This window comes from Shewanella sp. JNE2 (assembly GCF_023159115.1).
In the GTDB taxonomy this organism is placed as follows: domain Bacteria; phylum Pseudomonadota; class Gammaproteobacteria; order Enterobacterales; family Shewanellaceae; genus Shewanella; species Shewanella putrefaciens.
Window position 1 is genome coordinate 3600504 of record NZ_CP096169.1, and the last position, 18789, is coordinate 3619292.

Here is an 18789-nt window from a genome sequence, read left to right on the forward strand (position 1 = left end):
ATGACTGCCCTGTGGAGAACTGTTGATGACAATGATAACCATACCTTTATCTCCATCAGTTCGCCAGAATCTAACATAATTTCAGCACAATGGAATACGGCACGGCGGCTATTTTCAATACTGCCGTCAGTTTATGAAAATAGTATTAAAAAGGGCTACATAATGTAGCCCTTAATAAACGGTTAATCACAAACTGAATTACTTCAGATCAACAGCCACTTTACGTCTGTTATGGGCAATAATCAGCGCTACGAGGCAGATAACGCCCACCGCAATCCCCACAGGTTGGCTCAAAGATTGAGGTAAACCAAGCCCTATGCCCGCGGTAACGATATAGGAAACCGTCACACAGGTTCCAGCGATGGCAGGCAAACTCACAATCCAATGGAAAGTGCCTCTATCGAATAAATATTTCGTCGCTAGCCACAGTACACTGGTCGATAACAACATATTTGAGAAGGCAAAGTAGCGCCAAATCAATGAAAAATCGATCTTAGTCATAAAGTAAGCAATAGTAAGGATAGGTGCTGCGACTAATAAACGATTACGCATACTTTGTGGAATATTAAATGCGTCAATTATCGTTAAACGTAAGGATCTGAAAGCAGTATCTCCCGAAGTGATAGGGAATACAGCAACAGCAATAATCGCCATCACGCCGCCCAGTACACCAAGATAGGTTGTCGCCACTTGGTTAACCACTAAACCCGGACCACCTTGATCCAGCAGGCTCTTCAGTTCAACATATCCACCTGGGAAAGCGGCAATACCCGCCGTTGCCCAGACACATGCCACAATACCTTCAGCAACCATAGCGCCATAATAAACAGGACGAACGTATTTCTCGTTGGTTAAACAGCGGGCCATAATCGGTGCTTGAGTCGAATGGAAACCACTAATTGCACCACAGGTAATAGTCACAAACAGCAGTGGCCATACAGGTAAACCATCTGGGTTAGGCTCGAGTAAGTCATTGTTATAGTGGCTATGGTCAAAATAGGCGAACACATCACCCATTTCTGGTAACTGCGGAGCATGGAGCATTAATGCAACTGCAATTGAGGTGGTCATAACGACCATTAACAAACCAAATGCGGGATATAGCTTGGTAATAATTTTATCAATCGGCAACATAGTCGCTAAAAAGTAATAAGCTAAAATCACTAACACCCAGAAGGTATTATTACCAAAAATAGTGTCTTTAAAGTAATCGAGATTACTTAAAAGCCCCGCAGGACTCATAATAAATACCACACCCACAAAAAACAGCAGCATGGCAGTAAAGAGCAGCATCACGCCTTTAAAATAGATATTAAAGTAATGGCCTGCAATTTCCGGCAGACTCTTACCATCTTCCTTAATACTGAGTACGCCCGAAAAATAATCGTGTACAGCACCGCCAATAATATTACCAAGCACAATCCACACTAAAGCAATTGGACCATAGAGAGCACCCAGAATAGGACCAAAAATTGGACCTACCCCAGCCACATTGAGGAACTGGATCAAAAACGCTTTGACGGGGTGAACAGGAACATAATCCACGCCATCTTTAAATCTGGCTTGAGGAGTCAGTGCCTTAGGATCAATACCCGCTTGGCGTTCAACAAATGGACTGTAAAACCGGTATGCAAGCGCTAACAGCACAAGACAAATGAAGAAAATTAACATTATTTAATTACCCATACTTTAGTGGGAGATGATTAAATGACGAGTTTCATTGAGTTATGCCGTGAGGTCAAGCAACTCAGCATTAGACTAAGGTAGGGTTGCTAATACGAAATCAGCTTAATCTCAGTTCAAGCAAGGCCTGAGTATCTTCGCTTTCTTTGATTTGTTGACCTGTCAAAATAAATCCCTGCCGAAAAAGTGCCCGTAACGAGGCATGATTATGCTTAGCGACATGGGCGAATAGTGGTCGAACTGAAGTGAGGGGCAAAAATACCTTCAATGCCTGAGTCGCAATGCCCTGCCCCCAGTATTCACGCCCGATCCAGTAACCGAGCAGTGACTGCCCTTTGTGTTGAAAATTGACGATATTCCCCACAAGCCTCCCGTCAACCCAAATAGCACGAGACAACACTTGCTTGCTATACAAAATATTCTGTTGCCAATGGGCAAAAAAGGCTTCGCGCTCCCGAGGTGGAAACTGAGCAAGGTGATGGGCTATGGGATCACTTTGATGGCTAAAAAATACCTCAAGATCACTGATTTCGATGGCTCGCAGATTGACGCTTTGCGTTGTTACAGAATGCATTTCTGGATCCGTTTGTGCACCGTTTCCCATTGCTTTACCTCCCTTTCTATCTCAATAAAAGACAGCATGCCACATTCTAGGTGATTAAGCTCAAGCAAAAAAATAGACGCATAACCGAGAATAAGTTAGCGTCCGAAGAGGCAAAATTGCCGAAATTGAAGTTTTAAAATTGACAGACTAAATAAAAATAAGCGCAAAAACGGGCGCCCCTAATACCATAGCAATACCGATAAAGATCATGGTTAAACTCGCTATTACGCCTTCTTGCTGACCAAGCTCAGTCGCTTTAGCCGCGCCTGCACCATGGGCGGAAGCTCCCAGTGCAACCCCTTTACCTAAAGAAGTACGAATGCGCATTAGTTTAAATAAGGGTTCGCACACTAACATCCCTATAATCCCCGTGATCAGTACCATCATAGCGGTCAGCTCTGGCACACCACCAAAGGCGCTCGTTGCCTCCATAGCAAAGGGGGTTGAAACCGAACGAACTAATAAACTTTTAGAAAGCTCGGCAGGTAAAGGAATAAATTTGACGAGCAACCACGTTGATATCATTCCCAAAAATAATCCAGCAACAACACCAAGGGTGATAGTGAGTGGATACTGACAGATTAATTTGCGCTCACGGTAAATAGGCAGTGCAAAAGCAATTGTTGCGGGAGCTAACATCGCCATCAACCAATGGGTATATTCAAAATAAGTGGGTAATGGAATGTTTAGATTAAACACCAGCAAAATGATCATCACAGGCGCAAATACTATGGGTGCGAGCCACCATACTTTATGGCGCTTGTATAAACTTTTAGCTCCGTAGTAACAAAATACCGTTAACAATAAACTGATTAAGGCTAAAACGGTTTGCGACATTAGAAAATCCATCACTTTTGAATCGGCCATGGCTAAACAACCTTAGCATGGCGACGAGCATGCTTTTTGATATTCAACTGGCGTTCAAAACGAAACACTCTATCCACAACAAAGCCCGTTCCCACCATCACACAGATACTCCCCATGACAAGCGTAAACATGATATTGACACCATACTGCTCAAACAGCCCTTCGTACTTGATAACCGATATCACAGGTGGAATAAAAAACAGTAATAGCTCACCAATTAACCAAGCAGCGCCAAGCTGTACAGCACGCTCAGGTATCAATTTTGATATAAGTAAAATCAATAAGATACCTAATCCTAGTACACTGCCAGGTAGGGGTAAGTGCGCCCAAATAGCAAACCAATGACAAGCAAGAGACAGTAAACAAAAGAGACCGATTTGGATTAACAGCAAAGCCCCATGACGACATCGACATATTGTGGCTTGTAGGAATGACATGATGTTCTCAATCAACACTAAATTTCTATAACACCATTTTACCGCTTGTCTATTCAATAAAAAAAATGAATATTAAGAATGTAATCCATGAATTTAAAGAATGAAGTTAACAGTGAGGCATAATGGATCTAAAGGTTATCCGCTATTTTATTGAAATTGTTGATGCGGGCGGTTTCGGTAAAGCCTGCGAAAAAGTGCACCTAACTCAGCCAGCGCTTTCTAAAGCCGTGCGTCAGTTAGAGGAAGAACTCGATCTCACCTTGCTTGAACGTGGCAAACGTGGCACCCAAGTTAAACTCACCCCAGCAGGAGAAGTTGTCTACCGCCACGGAAAAGACTTACTCGATGGCCGCAAACGCATGTTAGCGGAGCTTGCTGCGCAACGTAATTTAAGCGCAGGAGAGCTTAACCTCGGTTTAGCCCCCCTAGGCAGCGCCGAAATTTTTGCCCCCATCATTGCCAAATACCGCCAGCAGTACCCACAAATTGAAATGCATTTGCTCGTGCGTGGTGGTGTAGAACAAACTTCGGCGATTCAAAAAGGGGAAATAGAACTGGCTACCGGTATTATTGATTTCGATGATGGCTATGATGGTATCCGCGTATTTAACGATCCAATGGTGGTCGTGCTCCCCAAGGAAAATCCATTAGCCTCCAGAGAACATCTATTCATTACCGACTTAAACCATCAGCCCCAAGTGATGTTTGAAACTGAATATACACTTTATCAATTAGTTCTAACGGCTTGCCAAGCGGCAGGATTTACCCCTCAAAATATCACTCGAGTCAGCCAAGCTGATTTCGGCATTGCTTTAGTCGCGGCAGGAACGGGCATTATGGTGCTGCCACGCTCAATTGCGCGGCGCTACAGTGTCTCAGGGGTAGTCAATATTCCCCTAGCGAGTGACGAATTACGCTGGGAACTATCACTCTTCTGGCGTAAGGAGCAAGTTCTATCCTTTGCAGCCCAAGCCATGATCAATTTGGTTAAGAAACATTTGGCGAAAGCCTAATCGCCCCATAAAAGTGATCTCACTTTGTTTTATCCAAGCTAATCCATTAGAGTGAAATTGCATAAATTCACAAAAACCTTAATAAGAGACACCATCAAAACAGGCCCGTTTTCACCGCGACAAAGGATAAATACAGATAACAATATCTATTTAACCAATGTTTAAATAAAAACATTAAACCAAATAGTTAATTGAAAAATATAAACTAAAATAAAATAAATTCTCTATAACAACCATTCAACCTCTTGAGTACAATTTAAACACAGCCCCTATTGGTTAAACCGTTTATACGACCACCTTATGAAGCGCTCTTTTTTAAAATGAATTTATAGTCACATTTAAAGCATAATTATTGACACGCTAATTACTTATGCCTATAGTCGCCACACTGCACACTGATAGTGAAATCGACAAGAGAGTTTTAAATGAAAAAATCCATGTTATTAGGCGGCCTGACCTTAACTGCCACCTTGTTGTTAGCTGGATGCGGAAAAAGTGATGACGTGTTAGTCGTTGGTACTAATGCCGCCTTCCCTCCTTTTGAATATGTTGGCGGCCAAAGTGGCGATGAAATCAAAGGCTTTGATATCGATCTGGCCAAGCAAATCGCTAAAGATGCAGGCAAGACGCTCAAAGTCGAGAATATGAAGTTCGATTCACTGATCGTCGCGCTCAACTCAGGCAAGATTGATTTTATCGCCTCAGGTATGACGATAACCGCTGAACGTCAAGCAAACGTAAACTTCTCTGACCCTTACTACGAAGCGACCCAAGTGGTACTCGTCAACAAAGATAACGATAGCATTCATACGCTTGAAGATATTAAAGGCAAACACTTTGCGGTGCAGTTAGGCACAACCGCTGACATTATGTCGAAAAAATACACCCAAAATATCACCGCCTTTAATACGGGTTTTGAAGCCATCATGGAGCTTAAAAATGCCAAGGTAGATTTAGTGTTATTCGACAGCGAACCTGCCGCTAACTATCTGGCTAAAAATCCTGAATTAAAGATGATCAAACTGGATTTTCCTGCTGAGTTTTATGGCTTTGCGGTCTCAAAAGAACAACCTGAACTGCTGGCGAGCATCAATAAAACACTGGCTAACATGAAAGCTGACGGCCAATATCAGACGCTCGTTTCTGCCCATATAAAGTGATATCAGCATGATAGACGCAATTAATACCTCGCTGTTTAGCCCGATTGGCGAAGATGGCATGATAGGCATGCTACTGATATTAAATGGTTTAAAAGTGACGTTAGTCGTCACTTTCTTCGCCATGTTATTAGGCGCAGTGTTAGGCATTGGCACCACCTTTATGAAGATGTCGTCTAAGTGGTATATCCGCTTCCCCGCCAATCTTTATGTCGGTGTGATCCGTGGCACCCCAGTAGTTGTGCAATTAGTGATCCTTTACTTCATCGTGCTTTCAGCCTTAGATGTCGATAAGATCACTGCCGCCATTATCGCTTTTGGTCTCAATAGCGGCGCGTATATTTCTGAGATAATCCGCGCAGGGATTCAAGCCGTTGATAAAGGTCAAACCGAAGCGGCACGTTCACTTGGCTTGTCCCAAGCAATGACCATGAAATCGATTATTCTGCCCCAAGCGATTAAGAATATTCTGCCCGCACTTGGTAATGAATTTATCGTGCTCCTCAAGGAAACCGCCGTCATTGGCTTTATCGGTGGTGTTGACCTTATGCGCGCCGGTGAAATTATTCGTAGTCGGACCTTCGAGGACAGCGTGCCCTTATTTACCTGCGCACTCATCTACTTATTCCTAACCTACAGCTTCACGTTTGTGCTGTCGAAATTTGAAAAGAGGTTGAAACAAAGTGATTAAAATAACCAACCTGCATAAAAACTTCGGCGATAACCAAGTGCTTAAAGGCATTAACGAGCATATTCGTCAGGGCGAAGTGGTGAGCGTGATCGGTCCAAGCGGCAGTGGCAAGAGTACCTTTTTGCGCTGTATCAATCTGTTAGAGCAGCCAAGCCAAGGCGATATTGAGATTGAAGGTCAATTGATCACAGCGCCAAACGCCTGCGTCGATAAACTGCGGCAAAAAGTGGGCATGGTGTTTCAAAACTTTAACCTATTCCCCCATAAAACCGTCATCCAAAACATCACCTTAGCGCCCATTAGTCTAAAACTGATGACGCCAGATCAAGCCGAGACCAAAGCCCTCGACCTACTGGCACAGGTTGGTTTAAGTGACAAAGCCAATGCTTATCCCGCTAGTTTATCGGGCGGCCAAAAGCAAAGGGTCGCCATTGCCCGCGCACTGGCGATGGAGCCTGATTTGATGCTATTTGATGAACCGACATCGGCACTCGATCCCGAAATGGTCGGCGATGTGCTAGATGTAATGAAAGACCTAGCACTAAAGGGCATGACCATGGTGATTGTCACCCATGAAATGGGCTTTGCACGGGATGTATCCGATCGCGTGATCTTTATGGACGGCGGTTATGTAGTCGAATCTAGTCCGCCAGATGAGCTATTCACCCATCCGAAAGAAGCCCGTACCCAAGCATTTTTAAGCAAAGTATTGCGTTAGCTTAAGCGGCTTAAGTCCTGTCCCTCATGCTCACTGTCATGACCTTTATAAGTACGTGCAGTGAGCAAAGGATTCAAATTAGGATCCCAACATTCAACGTTCATGACAAAGACTAAATTAGACAAGTCAGGATACAATCATCTTTCACAACACCATAAAAATTATGCCGTTGAATTAACAGGAATTGAACTAAAGCTAAATAGCCGTTTATCAGTTCAGGGAGTTTATTGTCATTGTGTCTCCAGCGACACGCCATGAATATGTCCTTATAGGCTCGACGGCGACATCCATGTCGCCAACGGTCACTGGTGCCCCAATGCCAATTTTAACTACCAGTTTTGCTATATACGTAAAAAGCTAGTAGACATAAATGGGTTAGAATTCTTGCTCTAATCTATGATTTTCGAATTAAAATTGCTATGGATTAACGCCGCGCTCTGGACAAAGCGCAGCGTAGGTTTGTCCCAGAGCGCCTTGTTATGCGCTTGCCACTTCACTTAAATCAATCTCCATTGGAATCTGATATGAATTTGTGTAAAGGCTAGCTTTAAATGATGCCCTCGGCGTGATCAGGACTTTTCCATCTTTTACTGAAATTGTACCTACCAGAGGAAATATATCCGATGGCCCCTTAAGATCAACAAACCTTTTAGTGAAAGTAGCACCTGTTTTGTGGTTAATGTATTTTACAAGCCCATGAGATGCTTCGCCATTTGGGCGCAATTTATATGAAACCAGAACCGAATATGACTTAGTATGTTTTGCCTTAACCGGAAGCTCGACCGCAGAACCAAATCTTTCCACCTCGTTTGAAGCAAGCTTGATTTTTTCGGTTTTTTCTATGCTCAACTTACAAAGGTGCTCAAGACACTCAAAGGTACTGCGAATTACAAATTGTTCAAGTTCGGACTCATTAAATGATTTTAATTTCTCAAAATTTACACCACAGTCTATATACCTAAGCCACTTTTCTGGTGTTCTATCAGAAAAAACCATCGTGCCTTCTGGAATAGCATTTGTGTAGTTTACATATAGGTGATCGAATTCTCCGAGGGATAATCCATTTGCACCAAGTATTGTGGCTATACGAGCACCCCAGTAATGAAGCAGCTTAGGAAATTTGAAAAAGCTAGAACAACTCGAAGGTAGACTTTTACCTGTCTCATATAGGGAGTCGCTAGCGTAATACCTAATATCTATTAATGCTTTTTCCATTTATATATCCGATCTCTCTTCACGCATAAGCCGAAAACAGCTGCTGCTTTGTAGTGGATTGTTTTGCGGTAGCGTAGCAAAACAAGGAACGAAAAAGCCATCAGGCTGGTTTGCATTGTTATGTGTTACTCACAGAATGGACAAAATAGTTGTTCATGAAGTCTAGTGGATTAATATTGGAGCTAGGTAGTAGAACCGTAACTCTACCGTGCTTTTGACATTCTATTTCTTGGAAGCCACCTTCTGCTTTTAAAGTACTGATTTCCAGATCGCTCCAGCCGCACCAAGGACAACATTTTATCTCAGCTTCAGTGATAGCAGCTATTTCCTGCTCCCAGTTACACTCTCCGCAATGGACTTTTCGAATCGTTCTGGCTTCTATGAGGTTTATTACTTTGGGTCTTTCGATCATTAAGATTCCCTTACACATAACGTTGGGTATAAGCGGATCCGCGTTAGCGAATAATAAATCAAGCCATCCATTCTAAACCAACAACATAATGCACTTTTGGTTTGCATTCAACCAGCGATGACTTTGTTAAGCAACTGAAATTATTCAGCTTTGCAGGGTGTCCATTGGAAGCAAGATATTCCGATAATACCTATTCTTGCTCCCAATTATCTCCTTCTCGGCGGCAAACATAGTCATAGTAAAGGGTGGAACCAAAGGGCTGAAATTCCATCTCAATGCCGTTTTCGTAATACTGACCATTTTCGCAGTCCATTCTGTCATTAAGTCGTACTAAGGCATCATGAATACCACCACGTCTAGCATTAATAAGCATTTTGACGAGAATCTCTCTTTGCTGGACAGTTAGTGACTTTAAGAACTCATTTATTTCTGAATTTTCCTGCTTGTTTGGATAGCTCCCTTCTTGCAAGACCCATTTTTCAAATACTCCATCATGTAACTGAGCAAACTCATCAACAAAGCTTTTCCACAATTCAACTGAACTCATTTTTTCTCCTGAGAGCATAACGCAGTGCCCATCCGCGTGAACTTGTGAATGCCGCGGGTCTCGAATGCCTCACTCTGTTATGTGTCTGCAGCTTCATTAAACAAAATCCTGTTTGAAAACGGATCTGTTACAGTAAAGCAACGATCGCCCCAAGGCGCATCTTCAATACTAGGTTAGTTGTATTTATATGGTTTAGAAGTCACATGAGCAAACAATTTATCAAGTTCACTCACATTCACAAAAATCTTACAGCCAGGAGTTTCAAATTTTTTTTGAAACTAATACCTGCTTTGATCACATTGTTTTTTACGTAAACCTGCTTAAAATGCTGCCATTGAATTTGTATTCCTTAATGATTTGGAGCCGTTACATGAGTGATTTAAGTTTCTTCGCCAAAAAGCGCTACACCACTAAGGCCTTTGATCCAACTAAGACGATTCCTGCGGAGAAAATAGCAGAAATCAAAACCTTATTGCAGTTCAGCCCATCTTCAACCAACTCACAGCCTTGGCATTTTGTATTAGCAAGCACGGCAGAGGGTAAAGCTCTAGTTGCCCAAGCAACTGAAAATTACGCCTTTAACACTCAAAAAATTCTTAATGCATCCCATGTTGTCGTGCTTTGTACTCGCACCCAGTTAGATGAAGCGCATTTGCTAAAAGTACTTGAGCAAGAAGCAAAAGATGGTCGTTTTGCTAATGAAGAAGCCAAGCAAGGTCAACATAATGGGCGCTCATTTTTTGCCAATATGCATAAATATGAACTGAAAGATGCCCAGCATTGGATGGAAAAACAAGTCTATTTAGCGTTGGGAACCTTAATGCTCGGCGCAAGCGTGTTAGATATTGATGCGTGTCCAATTGAAGGTTTTGATGCCACTAAACTGAACCAAGTTTTAGGTCTGCGGGAAAAAGGCCTATGTGCTTCAGTGGTCGTTGCCCTCGGTTATCGCTCAGAGGAAGACTTCAACGCTAAATTACCTAAATCACGTTTAGCACAAGACGTTATCTTTACCGAGATCTAAAAACGGCTTAAGTTCTTCAAAAATGTCCTTGATTTAATTGAATTTAAATAAGGACATTTTTTATTATTGCGTTTGCTAATCTACAGCATCCCTCTTCTTATCGACTAATGCTTGCAAGTCGGACGCACGTTTAAGCCAGATTGCTCTACAATCCATCTTTGCCTACACTTTTGCTCTATGGCATAGTCTAAATGCAATCATATTTTTGTTGCACCTAGCGAATACCAATCCAACGCTGAAAAACAATAGCCTCAAAGCACAAGCTTTATAACACTGTTTTGCAAACCACAACATAGGATGGAAAAGTCAGTATGTTACTTGCTAAACCTTCGCTCAATGCAGAAGCACAATCGGCAAGATTATCCACCACCAAAGGTGATAATCCACTGATTTGGCCCCTTCTCTCCGTATTGCAAGCCTCTAATCAAAGCTGGAAAATCCACCACCTCGCGACTGAATTACAAAGCAAAGGATTGATTCATCCACTGGATGAGAATCCAGGTAACGATTTGTTTAAGCGAAACTTCTTATTGATGAATGCCCTATTTGAGTTACAAGAAATCCTGCTTCCTCGGCAGTGGCTTCAAGTGAAGGCTATGGATATTCAAATTTTTCGTTTAGTACCATCCAACGTCAATCTACTGATGATGGAAGAAACATCGCTTAGAGAATATTACCTTGACTGGAACAACTACGACACAAGCGAAAACGTGGTCAGGGAGCTATTAGAAGCCTTCTGGACCAGTTACAAAAGTTATATTGGCCTTAACATTAACCTCATGAATAAAGGGCATGCTCTTAGCGTATTTGAATTAGATGAAAGCGCCACTGCGCGGGATATTCGCAAGCAATGGCGCCGCTTGGCCCTTAAGTGGCACCCCGATAGACCAGACGGCGATGCAGCAAGATTTCGTGAAGTCTGTGAGGCTTGGCAATCACTAAGGGATATAGCCTAGAAACGTGATGTAACCATTGCTAAGCCACGGTGATTTAGTCCTCAGTCATCTCTACCAATAAATGTGATCCTGTTTACAGTCTTGTAAATCTAAGGGGGAAACCTCCTGTGGGATCACAGATTTAGTCTAATATCCTCAACGCAATTCAGCGATAATTAAGTCTTCCAATTTAACCTGAAGCTATACGCCGACAGTGCGATATCCGTCTGGCTTCGATGATGAAGCTTAACTGATCTGTTTTAGGTTTATAATCACGCAGAATATCAATATCATTCATTCAATCTAACCGACTTTGAGGAAAATATGATTAAACCATTAACCTTGGCTGTAGCCTTCATTTTGGCACCACTAAGTGCATTTGCGGCCAACTTTACCGAAGGTACTCATTACACCCAAATTTCGGATAAAGCCCCTAGCGCTGAACCTAAGTTAACTGAGTTTTTCTCTTTCTATTGCCATAATTGCTTTAATATGGAAACTAATTATCTACCTGATATAAAAGCAAACTTAGATAAAAAAGTGGCATTTGATAGCAAACATGTCGACTTTATGAATAGCGATATTGGCACCGAAGTCATGCGCTCTTTGGCCGTGATCCAAAGCGTTGACAATAAAGATGCCTTAACCCATGCCATGTTTGCAGCAATCCAAGGTGAAGAAGGCGCAAACGGTCACGATCACAGTGCGCCAGGGCATAAACACGAGCCGCAAATCAACAACCGTGATGATATCAAACAAATATTTGCTAAATTTGGCATCGATGCCGCTAAATACGATGAACTTGCCGATAGTAAAAATACCAATGAAAAACTCGCTCTATGGCGCGCACAGCAAAATCAGTTCAAAGTAGAAAGTGTGCCCGCGTTTATTGTCAATGATAAATACGCTGTTAACTTAAGCAGTATCAAAACTTTAGATGAATTGATTAGCTTAATTAACTATCTTGCTATTGAAAAAGATGCCCAAGCACCTAAAAGTTCAGGCGGCAGTTTAACTTGGCTATTCCTCGCCTTTGCAGCAGTCATTGGACTAAGCCGCCAAAAGCGAATCCGTTAAGTAAAAAAATGGCCTCCAACGGAGGCCATCTCTTCTCAAGACCACAGATTACTGCCTAATAAATTCAATAATATGGGTTGCTGCCAGCACGATATGCACAATTAAAAAGCCAATAAAAGCCTGTGCACAAATAAGATGATAACCACGCCAGTCCATTGCGATTGGCGTACCTTGATATACAAACCACACAACACCAGTCAACCCCGTTGCGACCAGCAATAACATTCCAATGCCTTCAACCACACTGAATAACCCTTTGCCGCCCGCAACAGGGAACTTACCTTTGATTACACCAGCGATATCTTGTTTCAGTTGTGCCCAATCCCCCACTAGCCAACCAAAATACGAGCGCCATTTTCCATTGAAGGTATTGTGAAGTAAGAATAATAATGCAAGAACCGTACAGACCAATCCTAAGTAAACATGCAGGTAATCCCAAAAACTGGCATTTTTTCTCAGGCTTCGTCCTATAAAAATCCATGGGCTAGTACATACCAATACCGCACAGCAAGTCGCAAGCCACACATGTAAATGGGTTATCAATATACGAAACACGTTGCCGAGTTTTACTGCCGCAGTCGGTTTATCCGTCATGATCCATGCCCTTAAACTTATAGCAAGCCACTTTTATGCTTGATGGATTTGCTCACCAAACTCGTTTACTTTCTGCCAATCTGTATATTCAACATTGGTAACTGGATCCGTCGGCCCCTTAGTTAACCACATAATAAAACGAATAATATTCCTATCTAAAGCGTTATAGCCTTGATAGTTCAAGTTACCACCAAACACTTGCAATAACTGAGGTCTCCAAGTCGTTTTGCTTAAAAAAGCCTGCATATAAGGATTGGTCTCAGGCGTATTTTTTTCCGGCTTACGCGCCACTAAGCTAACCGAGAAAAAACCACTTACTTTTTGTGTTAGTAGTTTTTGATGCTTTTGAATAAATTCATATAACGTCGGATTATGTTTTCCATGGCGAATACTGGCGCCAATAATGATTTTGTCGAACGACTCCATTGCGGGTACAGCCTTAATATCGGCGATAACAACCGAATTGCCTAAGTCCTTAAGTTGCTGTGCTAGCTGATTAGTGATCTTACGGGTTTGACCGTGAACACTAGAGAAAATGATCAGAATTTTTTTCACTTTAGCCTCGATTCATCTCAACAAAAATAAGAAAAAGCGGCCTGAAAAATGATAGTGAAAGGCGGCTTAGATGGATAACGCAAAAAGCAAACAGCCTATTACGAGATTGCATACTAGGTGATTTAAATATCAATTTACATGAAATAGATCACGGGGTTAGCCCCATAGGGCTTATGCATACACAGTAATTTTAGCTTGCTCACAAAAATAGACTCGGTAATAAATTGAGAATTCAAAAATGACCTTGCATCGTTGCCTCATAGTACGTCAATAGACTTACCATGATTCCGCAATTCACCTTAGCCAACGAGTATCAAAATTTACGATTTCAACATAATAATCGTCAATAGATTGGGTTAATATAGCCAGAACCGTGATTAAGGATTCGCTATTATCTAAGCAAAATCAGCTTTGGTAAGACAATTCACTTAACTCCCTATATCAGCATACAAACAAGGATTGATTCGGATGAAGGACTCAGACATTTTAATGCTAGCAGAAGAAGGCGAGTCAGCATCCGAGGTATCCGCTCGCAAAAAAGCCCTGCTACTCGGTCGCCAATTAGGGCTCGCCAGTGAGCAAGAATATCGCCCCGCGAACGCTTCAATAGCCGAACGTGCAGAACATAGAGCCCGCAAGTTATCGAGCCAATATCAGGCCAATGTGGAAACCATTTTCGCCTTAGCCCTCAGTTACACCCACTCAGATGTCACTGGGGTCGATCTCGATCCCGATTGGAGTCATCAATTCTTCTTGATGGCGGAACAAATCCATAACCGTAAGATGCAAGATTTGTGGGCTCGGATATTGTCGAGCGAGATAGTGAATCCGGGAAACTTCAGTCTACGTACCTTAGCGCTTCTCAAGCAACTGACCCACAGGGAAGCACAAATTCTTGAAAAAGCCCTTGGCATGGCGGCTAAAGTGAATAATGAACAACGTCTTAAACTGATCAGTGGTTATCGGTTATCTGGGGGGATTGGGCAATACTTTAGAAAAAACACCACAGTAAATCTTGGCCTATCTCAATTTGGCCTGCCTTATTCCAGTATTTTGACCTTAGTTGATGCGGGTATTTTGCACAGTAGCGAGTTTGAAACTGGGCTTCTTAATAGCAAAACCCCAATCCAATTTGCCATGCCTAGTATTCAAATGAAGTTAACACCTAAGAGCGGCCATTTACTATTCACTTATTATCGCTTAACCCCCATAGGTGATGAACTGGCTTTACTTGTACAACCCAAAACAGATCAAGAATACGTAAAAGCACTGCAACTACTATTTGCCAAAGATTTCAAAATAGAATAGGTATCACGCCCTAAAAAGGAGCAAAAAGCTCCTTTTTAGCAAGGTAAAGGCTAAATGTTAAGCGACTGTCTTTGTCTTATCGGTATTGATGACATTGATCGCAGTTAAATAATCGATTAAGGCACGCACTTGGGTCGCTAAATCACCTTTGCTGGTATCTATGGTTAATTCCGCGGCCAGTGGTGCTTCATAGGGCGATGAAATCCCTGTAAAATTGCTGATCTCGCCACTGCGCGCTTTAACGTACAACCCCTTAGGATCCCGCTGTTCGCACACACTTAATGGCGTCGACACATGCACTTCAATGAACTGCCCCGCAGGAAAACGGGCGCGAATACCATCACGTTCTTCGCGAGTCGGTGATATAAAAGCAGATAACACCACAAGCCCCGCATCCACCATCAATTTAGCCACTTCGCCAACACGGCGCAGGTTCTCGTCACGGTCCTCAACCGTAAACCCTAAGTCTTTACACAGGCCATGGCGCACATTATCGCCATCGAGCAAATAAGTGTGGAATCCCGCCTCAAATAAGGCCCGCTCTAATGCACCAGCCAATGTTGACTTGCCCGCGCCAGAAAGTCCGGTAAACCAAAGTAGCACAGGGTTTTGACCTTTCTGCTCGGCTCTGGCGGCTTGGTCTACAGGATGTTGATGCCACACGATATTTGTCATAAAAACTCCTCAATCCCCATGTTGACTAACCGCTAACATAAGGGCTATAAACACAAGCTAATCACTAAAATGGAAAGATGATCGGCACCATAAATATCACTATCAGGGAATACAGCACAGATAACGGCAATCCAAGGCGGACAAAGTCACTAAAGCGATAATTACCCGCATTAAACACCATTAAGTTCGTTTGATAGCCATAGGGTGAAATAAAGCTCGCACTGGCACCAAAGACGACCGCCATAATAAAGGGTCTTGCATCGACACCATAATTAAGCGCAATCGCGTAGGCAATAGGGAACGCCAGCGCTGCCGCTGCGTTATTGGTCACCAGTTCAGTCAGTAACAAGGTCATAAAATACACACCTACAAAGGCACCAAAGACCCCATAACCATTGATTACACTCAATAATCCTTGGGCTAAGTTGTTCGCAAGGCCTGTACTCATCATCAAATTAGCAAGACCAAGTGCACTGCCAACAATGATGACAAGTTCAAATGGAAAACGGCGTTTCAGCTCAGACAGTGTGACAGCGCCGATGGCAAAATAACTCAGCAGCAATATCACTAAACCTTTAGCCAATGGCAATACGTCAGTAACACTCAGGACGATCGTTGCCGCAAAGCCCAGCAACACCCAGCGACCACGATGACTGTCTAAACGCACATTCAAATCTAAACCGCTGATCGCCGCAAACTCTGAACTTAGCTTTGCGCTATTACTAAAACCATCACCTGGTGTCAATAACAACACATCACCAGGTTGCAGGATTATGTCACCAAGCCCACCCTTTAGTGGATGATTTCCGCGGCGAATAGCCATCACAGCCGCATCGAACTGCTCACGAAAACGCGTTGCTTTTAACGAACTGCCCACTAAACGAGATGATGGCGCGAGTACGGCTTCAACTAAATTTTGTCCCTTAGCTTGATGCTTACCAAACCAATCTAAACCATCGAATTGGTGTAATAACTCGACCGATTCCACCGCGCCACTGAAACGCAGCACGTCGTCCGCTTGTAGCACTAACTGGGGCGGCACAGGGCAAATACAAATGCCACTGCGTTCTAATTCAACCAAATATAACTTTTTCAGCGCCCTAAGTTTGTTATCCACCACACTGCGACCAACCAAGGACGAACCTTTCGCCACATGGGCTTCGAGCAAATAAGGTAGCGTTTCTTCGTTTGAATCTTCTCTTCTATCAGGCAGAATATTCGCCAGTAAGGTCAGTAACAGCATTCCAGCCACTAAAATAATCACAGCCACCGGCGTAAACTCGAAGAACCCTAAGGCGGGTAAACCAGCGTTTTCTACAAAGGAGTTCACAATCAGGTTAGTCGAGGTACCAATCAGGGTCAGTGTGCCGCCTAAAATTGCCGCATAATTTAGTGGCAACAATAGCTTAGCTGGCGCGTGTGCCTGATTGCGGCGCACAACACCGATAAGCGATGCCACCACCGCAGTGTTGTTAGTGAAAGACGACAGCAAAGCCGTCGAAAAACCGAGTTTTGCCATTGTCATAGGCAAAGAACTATTACCTATGACTTGACTCAACTTTCCCAGCAAGGACGTTTTTTCTAACGCCGTCGCGGCCAACACCAACAGGACAAGTGTGACTAAGCCAATATTGGTAAAGCTTGTTAATGCGGTATCGAGCGCAACCATGCCCAAGAGATAACAGAGCAAAAATGCAAATAAAAACAATACCGCTGGGTTGATACGGCCGCTAATTAAGCCAGCCACAAGCCCTATCAAAATAATCGCTAATTGCCACAAGTCACTCACAAATTAAGCTCCAAGCTGAGTGATATCTATCGCTTGCCAATGGGGGAAGTGTTTACGCACTAAGGCATTAAACTCGACTTCAAAGGCACTAAATTGTGACGCTGTTTGCTTGTTAATATGTTGACCCGACACCACCATCACCGCGGCAACCGTCGCATTAGTAAGACGGTCGATTAAGATCATTCCGCCCGTATCACGCACTAACGAATAGGCATCAAATACTATGTCTTCGGTCAGTTCTAAGGTCACACGGGCAATCGCGTTTAACCCAAGCGTGTCCGTCGCACTGCGCGCTAAGGTGTTAACATCAACCACATAATCGATAGCTGTTACAGAGGCTTGCGTCTTCTTACCGGCCACTTTGATGTCGTATAACTGACCGAGTTGTAATGGCTTTTCATCCATCCACACTATATCAGCGCTGATCAGGTTAGCGACGGCGGGAGCTGAGTCGGGTTTTGCCAGTAAATCGCCACGGGAAATATCAATTTCATCTTCCAGCGTGATAGTCACAGCCTGGCCTGCAACCGCTTCCTCTAGATCACCATCGAAGGTGACAATACGTTCAACCTTGCTGCATTTACCCGATGGCAACGCGACTAACTCGTCGCCGACCTTGATGATGCCAGAGGCTAACGTGCCCGCAAAACCGCGAAAATCTAAGTGAGGACGCGACACATATTGCACAGGGAAACGCACGGGCAATGCACTGAGTTCGCGTTGAGTATCAATGGTTTCTAGCAGTTCAAGCAGTGTTCCGCCTTGATACCAGTCACTTTGGGTACTGCGCTCAACCACGTTGTCACCATTAAGCGCGGATAAGGGCACGAAGTGGATATCGAGACTACCGAAATCTTTAACGAAATCCGTAAAATCGGCACGAATACGATTGAATACTTGCTCATCAAACCCCAGCAAATCCATCTTATTCACGGCAACCACAAAGTGACGAATACCGAGTAATGACGCGATAAACGCATGGCGCTTAGTCTGAGTCTGCACGCCGTAGCGGGCATCGACTAAAATCACCGCTAAATCACAGGTCGATGCACCTGTCGCCATATTGCGAGTGTACTGCTCATGCCCTGGCGTATCGGCGATGATGAACTTGCGCTTATCACTTGAAAAATAACGGTAAGCCACATCGATTGTAATGCCCTGCTCGCGTTCGGCTTGCAGACCATCCACCAGCAAAGCTAAGTCAATCGCTTCACCTGTGGTGCCCATCTTAGCGCTGTCGCTCTTAAGGCTCGCCAATTGGTCTTCATAGATCTGCGCGCTATCGTGTAACAGGCGGCCAATTAAAGTGCTTTTGCCGTCATCCACACTGCCACAGGTTAAAAAGCGCAGTAAACCTTTGTGCTGCTGCAGGGCTAGATATTCTTTCACACCATGGAGGGTAATTTCTGCCGCCATGAGATTGGTTTTATTGACCGCTTTGTCCATCTTATTCTCACTCTTGATCTGCTTGGCTGAAGGTCGCACTGA

Annotated in this window: 21 protein-coding genes; 8 read left to right on the forward strand and 13 right to left on the reverse strand. The window is 43.4% G+C overall.

The genetic code is table 11. The annotated features are described in order from the left end of the window. Positions 1 to 198: 198 nt before the first annotated feature. The 4 genes from MZ182_RS16150 to MZ182_RS16165 form a co-directional block, all read right to left on the reverse strand. Positions 199 to 1671 carry a carbon starvation protein A gene (locus MZ182_RS16150; protein WP_011788300.1) on the reverse strand — a complete coding sequence of 491 codons (1473 nt, stop codon included), beginning with the start codon at positions 1669 to 1671 and terminating at the stop codon, positions 199 to 201. Positions 1672 to 1783: 112 nt separating this feature from the next. Further along, on the reverse strand, positions 1784 to 2287 hold the full coding sequence (locus MZ182_RS16155) for a GNAT family N-acetyltransferase (protein WP_011788299.1): 504 nt from the start codon (positions 2285 to 2287) through the stop codon (positions 1784 to 1786). A gap of 147 nt (positions 2288 to 2434) precedes the next feature. After that, complete coding sequence (locus MZ182_RS16160; protein ID WP_248069491.1) at positions 2435 to 3154, reverse strand: LrgB family protein; 720 nt, start codon at positions 3152 to 3154, stop codon at positions 2435 to 2437. Between the two features lie 2 nt (positions 3155 to 3156). Then, positions 3157 to 3591 carry a CidA/LrgA family protein gene (locus MZ182_RS16165; RefSeq protein ID WP_011788297.1) on the reverse strand — a complete coding sequence of 145 codons (435 nt, stop codon included), beginning with the start codon at positions 3589 to 3591 and terminating at the stop codon, positions 3157 to 3159. 122 nt (positions 3592 to 3713) lie between these two features. On the opposite strand from MZ182_RS16165, the gene MZ182_RS16170 reads away from it, so the two are divergent. The 4 genes from MZ182_RS16170 (at position 3714) to MZ182_RS16185 (ending at position 7170) form a co-directional block, all read left to right on the forward strand. Beyond that, on the forward strand, positions 3714 to 4604 hold the full coding sequence (locus MZ182_RS16170; protein ID WP_011788296.1) for a LysR family transcriptional regulator: 891 nt from the start codon (positions 3714 to 3716) through the stop codon (positions 4602 to 4604). Positions 4605 to 5029: 425 nt separating this feature from the next. Beyond that, on the forward strand, positions 5030 to 5764 hold the full coding sequence (locus MZ182_RS16175) for a basic amino acid ABC transporter substrate-binding protein (RefSeq protein ID WP_106649620.1): 735 nt from the start codon (positions 5030 to 5032) through the stop codon (positions 5762 to 5764). Positions 5765 to 5771: 7 nt separating this feature from the next. After that, complete coding sequence (locus MZ182_RS16180) at positions 5772 to 6452, forward strand: amino acid ABC transporter permease (protein ID WP_011788294.1); 681 nt, start codon at positions 5772 to 5774, stop codon at positions 6450 to 6452. Then, positions 6445 to 7170: an amino acid ABC transporter ATP-binding protein gene (locus tag MZ182_RS16185; protein WP_025007605.1), complete on the forward strand. Its 726-nt coding sequence runs from the start codon at positions 6445 to 6447 to the stop codon at positions 7168 to 7170. The genes MZ182_RS16180 and MZ182_RS16185 overlap by 8 nt, the downstream gene beginning before the upstream one ends. A gap of 477 nt (positions 7171 to 7647) precedes the next feature. Here the strand turns inward: MZ182_RS16185 and MZ182_RS16190 are convergent, their stop codons facing one another. The 4 genes from MZ182_RS16190 to MZ182_RS21475 all read right to left on the reverse strand — a co-directional run bounded on the left by MZ182_RS16190 (position 7648) and on the right by MZ182_RS21475 (position 9511). Further along, positions 7648 to 8385: a hypothetical protein gene (locus tag MZ182_RS16190; protein WP_248069493.1), complete on the reverse strand. Its 738-nt coding sequence runs from the start codon at positions 8383 to 8385 to the stop codon at positions 7648 to 7650. A 118-nt stretch (positions 8386 to 8503) separates the two neighbouring features. Next, positions 8504 to 8797: a hypothetical protein gene (locus MZ182_RS16195; RefSeq protein ID WP_248069495.1), complete on the reverse strand. Its 294-nt coding sequence runs from the start codon at positions 8795 to 8797 to the stop codon at positions 8504 to 8506. A 190-nt stretch (positions 8798 to 8987) separates the two neighbouring features. Then, a complete protein-coding gene (locus MZ182_RS16200) occupies positions 8988 to 9344 on the reverse strand; it encodes a DUF6547 family protein (protein ID WP_248069497.1) in 357 nt (118 codons plus the stop codon). Positions 9345 to 9421: 77 nt separating this feature from the next. Beyond that, positions 9422 to 9511: a hypothetical protein gene (locus tag MZ182_RS21475; protein WP_372931182.1), complete on the reverse strand. Its 90-nt coding sequence runs from the start codon at positions 9509 to 9511 to the stop codon at positions 9422 to 9424. Positions 9512 to 9714: 203 nt separating this feature from the next. On the opposite strand from MZ182_RS21475, the gene MZ182_RS16205 reads away from it, so the two are divergent. The 3 genes from MZ182_RS16205 to MZ182_RS16215 all read left to right on the forward strand — a co-directional run bounded on the left by MZ182_RS16205 (position 9715) and on the right by MZ182_RS16215 (position 12380). Then, the gene (locus tag MZ182_RS16205) at positions 9715 to 10368 is read left to right on the forward strand and encodes an oxygen-insensitive NAD(P)H-dependent nitroreductase NfsB (protein WP_011788288.1); all 654 of its coding nucleotides are present in this window, start codon (positions 9715 to 9717) and stop codon (positions 10366 to 10368) included. A gap of 311 nt (positions 10369 to 10679) precedes the next feature. After that, positions 10680 to 11324 carry a DNA-J related domain-containing protein gene (locus MZ182_RS16210; protein WP_011919881.1) on the forward strand — a complete coding sequence of 215 codons (645 nt, stop codon included), beginning with the start codon at positions 10680 to 10682 and terminating at the stop codon, positions 11322 to 11324. A gap of 303 nt (positions 11325 to 11627) precedes the next feature. Continuing rightward, the gene (locus MZ182_RS16215; RefSeq protein ID WP_011919882.1) at positions 11628 to 12380 is read left to right on the forward strand and encodes a DsbA family protein; all 753 of its coding nucleotides are present in this window, start codon (positions 11628 to 11630) and stop codon (positions 12378 to 12380) included. Positions 12381 to 12428: 48 nt separating this feature from the next. Here MZ182_RS16215 and MZ182_RS16220 read toward each other — a convergent pair whose 3' ends face one another. Both MZ182_RS16220 and hemG read right to left on the reverse strand, forming a co-directional pair. Further along, complete coding sequence (locus MZ182_RS16220) at positions 12429 to 12974, reverse strand: cytochrome b/b6 domain-containing protein (RefSeq protein WP_014611208.1); 546 nt, start codon at positions 12972 to 12974, stop codon at positions 12429 to 12431. Positions 12975 to 13007: 33 nt separating this feature from the next. After that, entirely contained in the window at positions 13008 to 13529 is a 522-nt protein-coding gene (gene hemG, locus MZ182_RS16225; RefSeq protein ID WP_011788284.1) for a menaquinone-dependent protoporphyrinogen IX dehydrogenase, read from the reverse strand. 468 nt (positions 13530 to 13997) lie between these two features. Here hemG and MZ182_RS16230 point away from each other — a divergent pair, with 468 nt between their 5' ends. Beyond that, on the forward strand, positions 13998 to 14837 hold the full coding sequence (locus tag MZ182_RS16230) for a TIGR03899 family protein (protein WP_011919885.1): 840 nt from the start codon (positions 13998 to 14000) through the stop codon (positions 14835 to 14837). A 57-nt stretch (positions 14838 to 14894) separates the two neighbouring features. Here MZ182_RS16230 and cysC read toward each other — a convergent pair whose 3' ends face one another. The 3 genes from cysC to cysN form a co-directional block, all read right to left on the reverse strand. Next, a complete protein-coding gene (cysC, locus tag MZ182_RS16235) occupies positions 14895 to 15512 on the reverse strand; it encodes an adenylyl-sulfate kinase (protein WP_011788282.1) in 618 nt (205 codons plus the stop codon). Positions 15513 to 15576: 64 nt separating this feature from the next. After that, on the reverse strand, positions 15577 to 17301 hold the full coding sequence (locus tag MZ182_RS16240) for an SLC13 family permease (RefSeq protein ID WP_011788281.1): 1725 nt from the start codon (positions 17299 to 17301) through the stop codon (positions 15577 to 15579). Between the two features lie 3 nt (positions 17302 to 17304). Continuing rightward, positions 17305 to 18747: a sulfate adenylyltransferase subunit CysN gene (cysN, locus tag MZ182_RS16245; protein ID WP_248069506.1), complete on the reverse strand. Its 1443-nt coding sequence runs from the start codon at positions 18745 to 18747 to the stop codon at positions 17305 to 17307. Positions 18748 to 18789 lie beyond the last annotated feature (42 nt).

What these genes read in the sequence shown, in the direction of transcription:
- MZ182_RS16150 (WP_011788300.1), bottom strand. Translation starts at nt 1,671, where the DNA reads ATGTTAATTTTCTTCATTTGTCTTGTGCTGTTAGCGCTTGCATACCGG.
- MZ182_RS16155 (WP_011788299.1), bottom strand. Translation starts at nt 2,287, where the DNA reads ATGGGAAACGGTGCACAAACGGATCCAGAAATGCATTCTGTAACAACG.
- MZ182_RS16160 (WP_248069491.1), bottom strand. Translation starts at nt 3,154, where the DNA reads ATGGCCGATTCAAAAGTGATGGATTTTCTAATGTCGCAAACCGTTTTA.
- MZ182_RS16165 (WP_011788297.1), bottom strand. Translation starts at nt 3,591, where the DNA reads ATGTCATTCCTACAAGCCACAATATGTCGATGTCGTCATGGGGCTTTG.
- MZ182_RS16170 (WP_011788296.1), top strand. Translation starts at nt 3,714, where the DNA reads ATGGATCTAAAGGTTATCCGCTATTTTATTGAAATTGTTGATGCGGGC.
- MZ182_RS16175 (WP_106649620.1), top strand. Translation starts at nt 5,030, where the DNA reads ATGAAAAAATCCATGTTATTAGGCGGCCTGACCTTAACTGCCACCTTG.
- MZ182_RS16180 (WP_011788294.1), top strand. Translation starts at nt 5,772, where the DNA reads ATGATAGACGCAATTAATACCTCGCTGTTTAGCCCGATTGGCGAAGAT.
- MZ182_RS16190 (WP_248069493.1), bottom strand. Translation starts at nt 8,385, where the DNA reads ATGGAAAAAGCATTAATAGATATTAGGTATTACGCTAGCGACTCCCTA.
- MZ182_RS16195 (WP_248069495.1), bottom strand. Translation starts at nt 8,797, where the DNA reads ATGATCGAAAGACCCAAAGTAATAAACCTCATAGAAGCCAGAACGATT.
- MZ182_RS16200 (WP_248069497.1), bottom strand. Translation starts at nt 9,344, where the DNA reads ATGAGTTCAGTTGAATTGTGGAAAAGCTTTGTTGATGAGTTTGCTCAG.
- MZ182_RS16205 (WP_011788288.1), top strand. Translation starts at nt 9,715, where the DNA reads ATGAGTGATTTAAGTTTCTTCGCCAAAAAGCGCTACACCACTAAGGCC.
- MZ182_RS16210 (WP_011919881.1), top strand. Translation starts at nt 10,680, where the DNA reads ATGTTACTTGCTAAACCTTCGCTCAATGCAGAAGCACAATCGGCAAGA.
- MZ182_RS16215 (WP_011919882.1), top strand. Translation starts at nt 11,628, where the DNA reads ATGATTAAACCATTAACCTTGGCTGTAGCCTTCATTTTGGCACCACTA.
- MZ182_RS16220 (WP_014611208.1), bottom strand. Translation starts at nt 12,974, where the DNA reads ATGACGGATAAACCGACTGCGGCAGTAAAACTCGGCAACGTGTTTCGT.
- MZ182_RS16230 (WP_011919885.1), top strand. Translation starts at nt 13,998, where the DNA reads ATGAAGGACTCAGACATTTTAATGCTAGCAGAAGAAGGCGAGTCAGCA.
- cysC (WP_011788282.1), bottom strand. Translation starts at nt 15,512, where the DNA reads ATGACAAATATCGTGTGGCATCAACATCCTGTAGACCAAGCCGCCAGA.
- cysN (WP_248069506.1), bottom strand. Translation starts at nt 18,747, where the DNA reads ATGGACAAAGCGGTCAATAAAACCAATCTCATGGCGGCAGAAATTACC.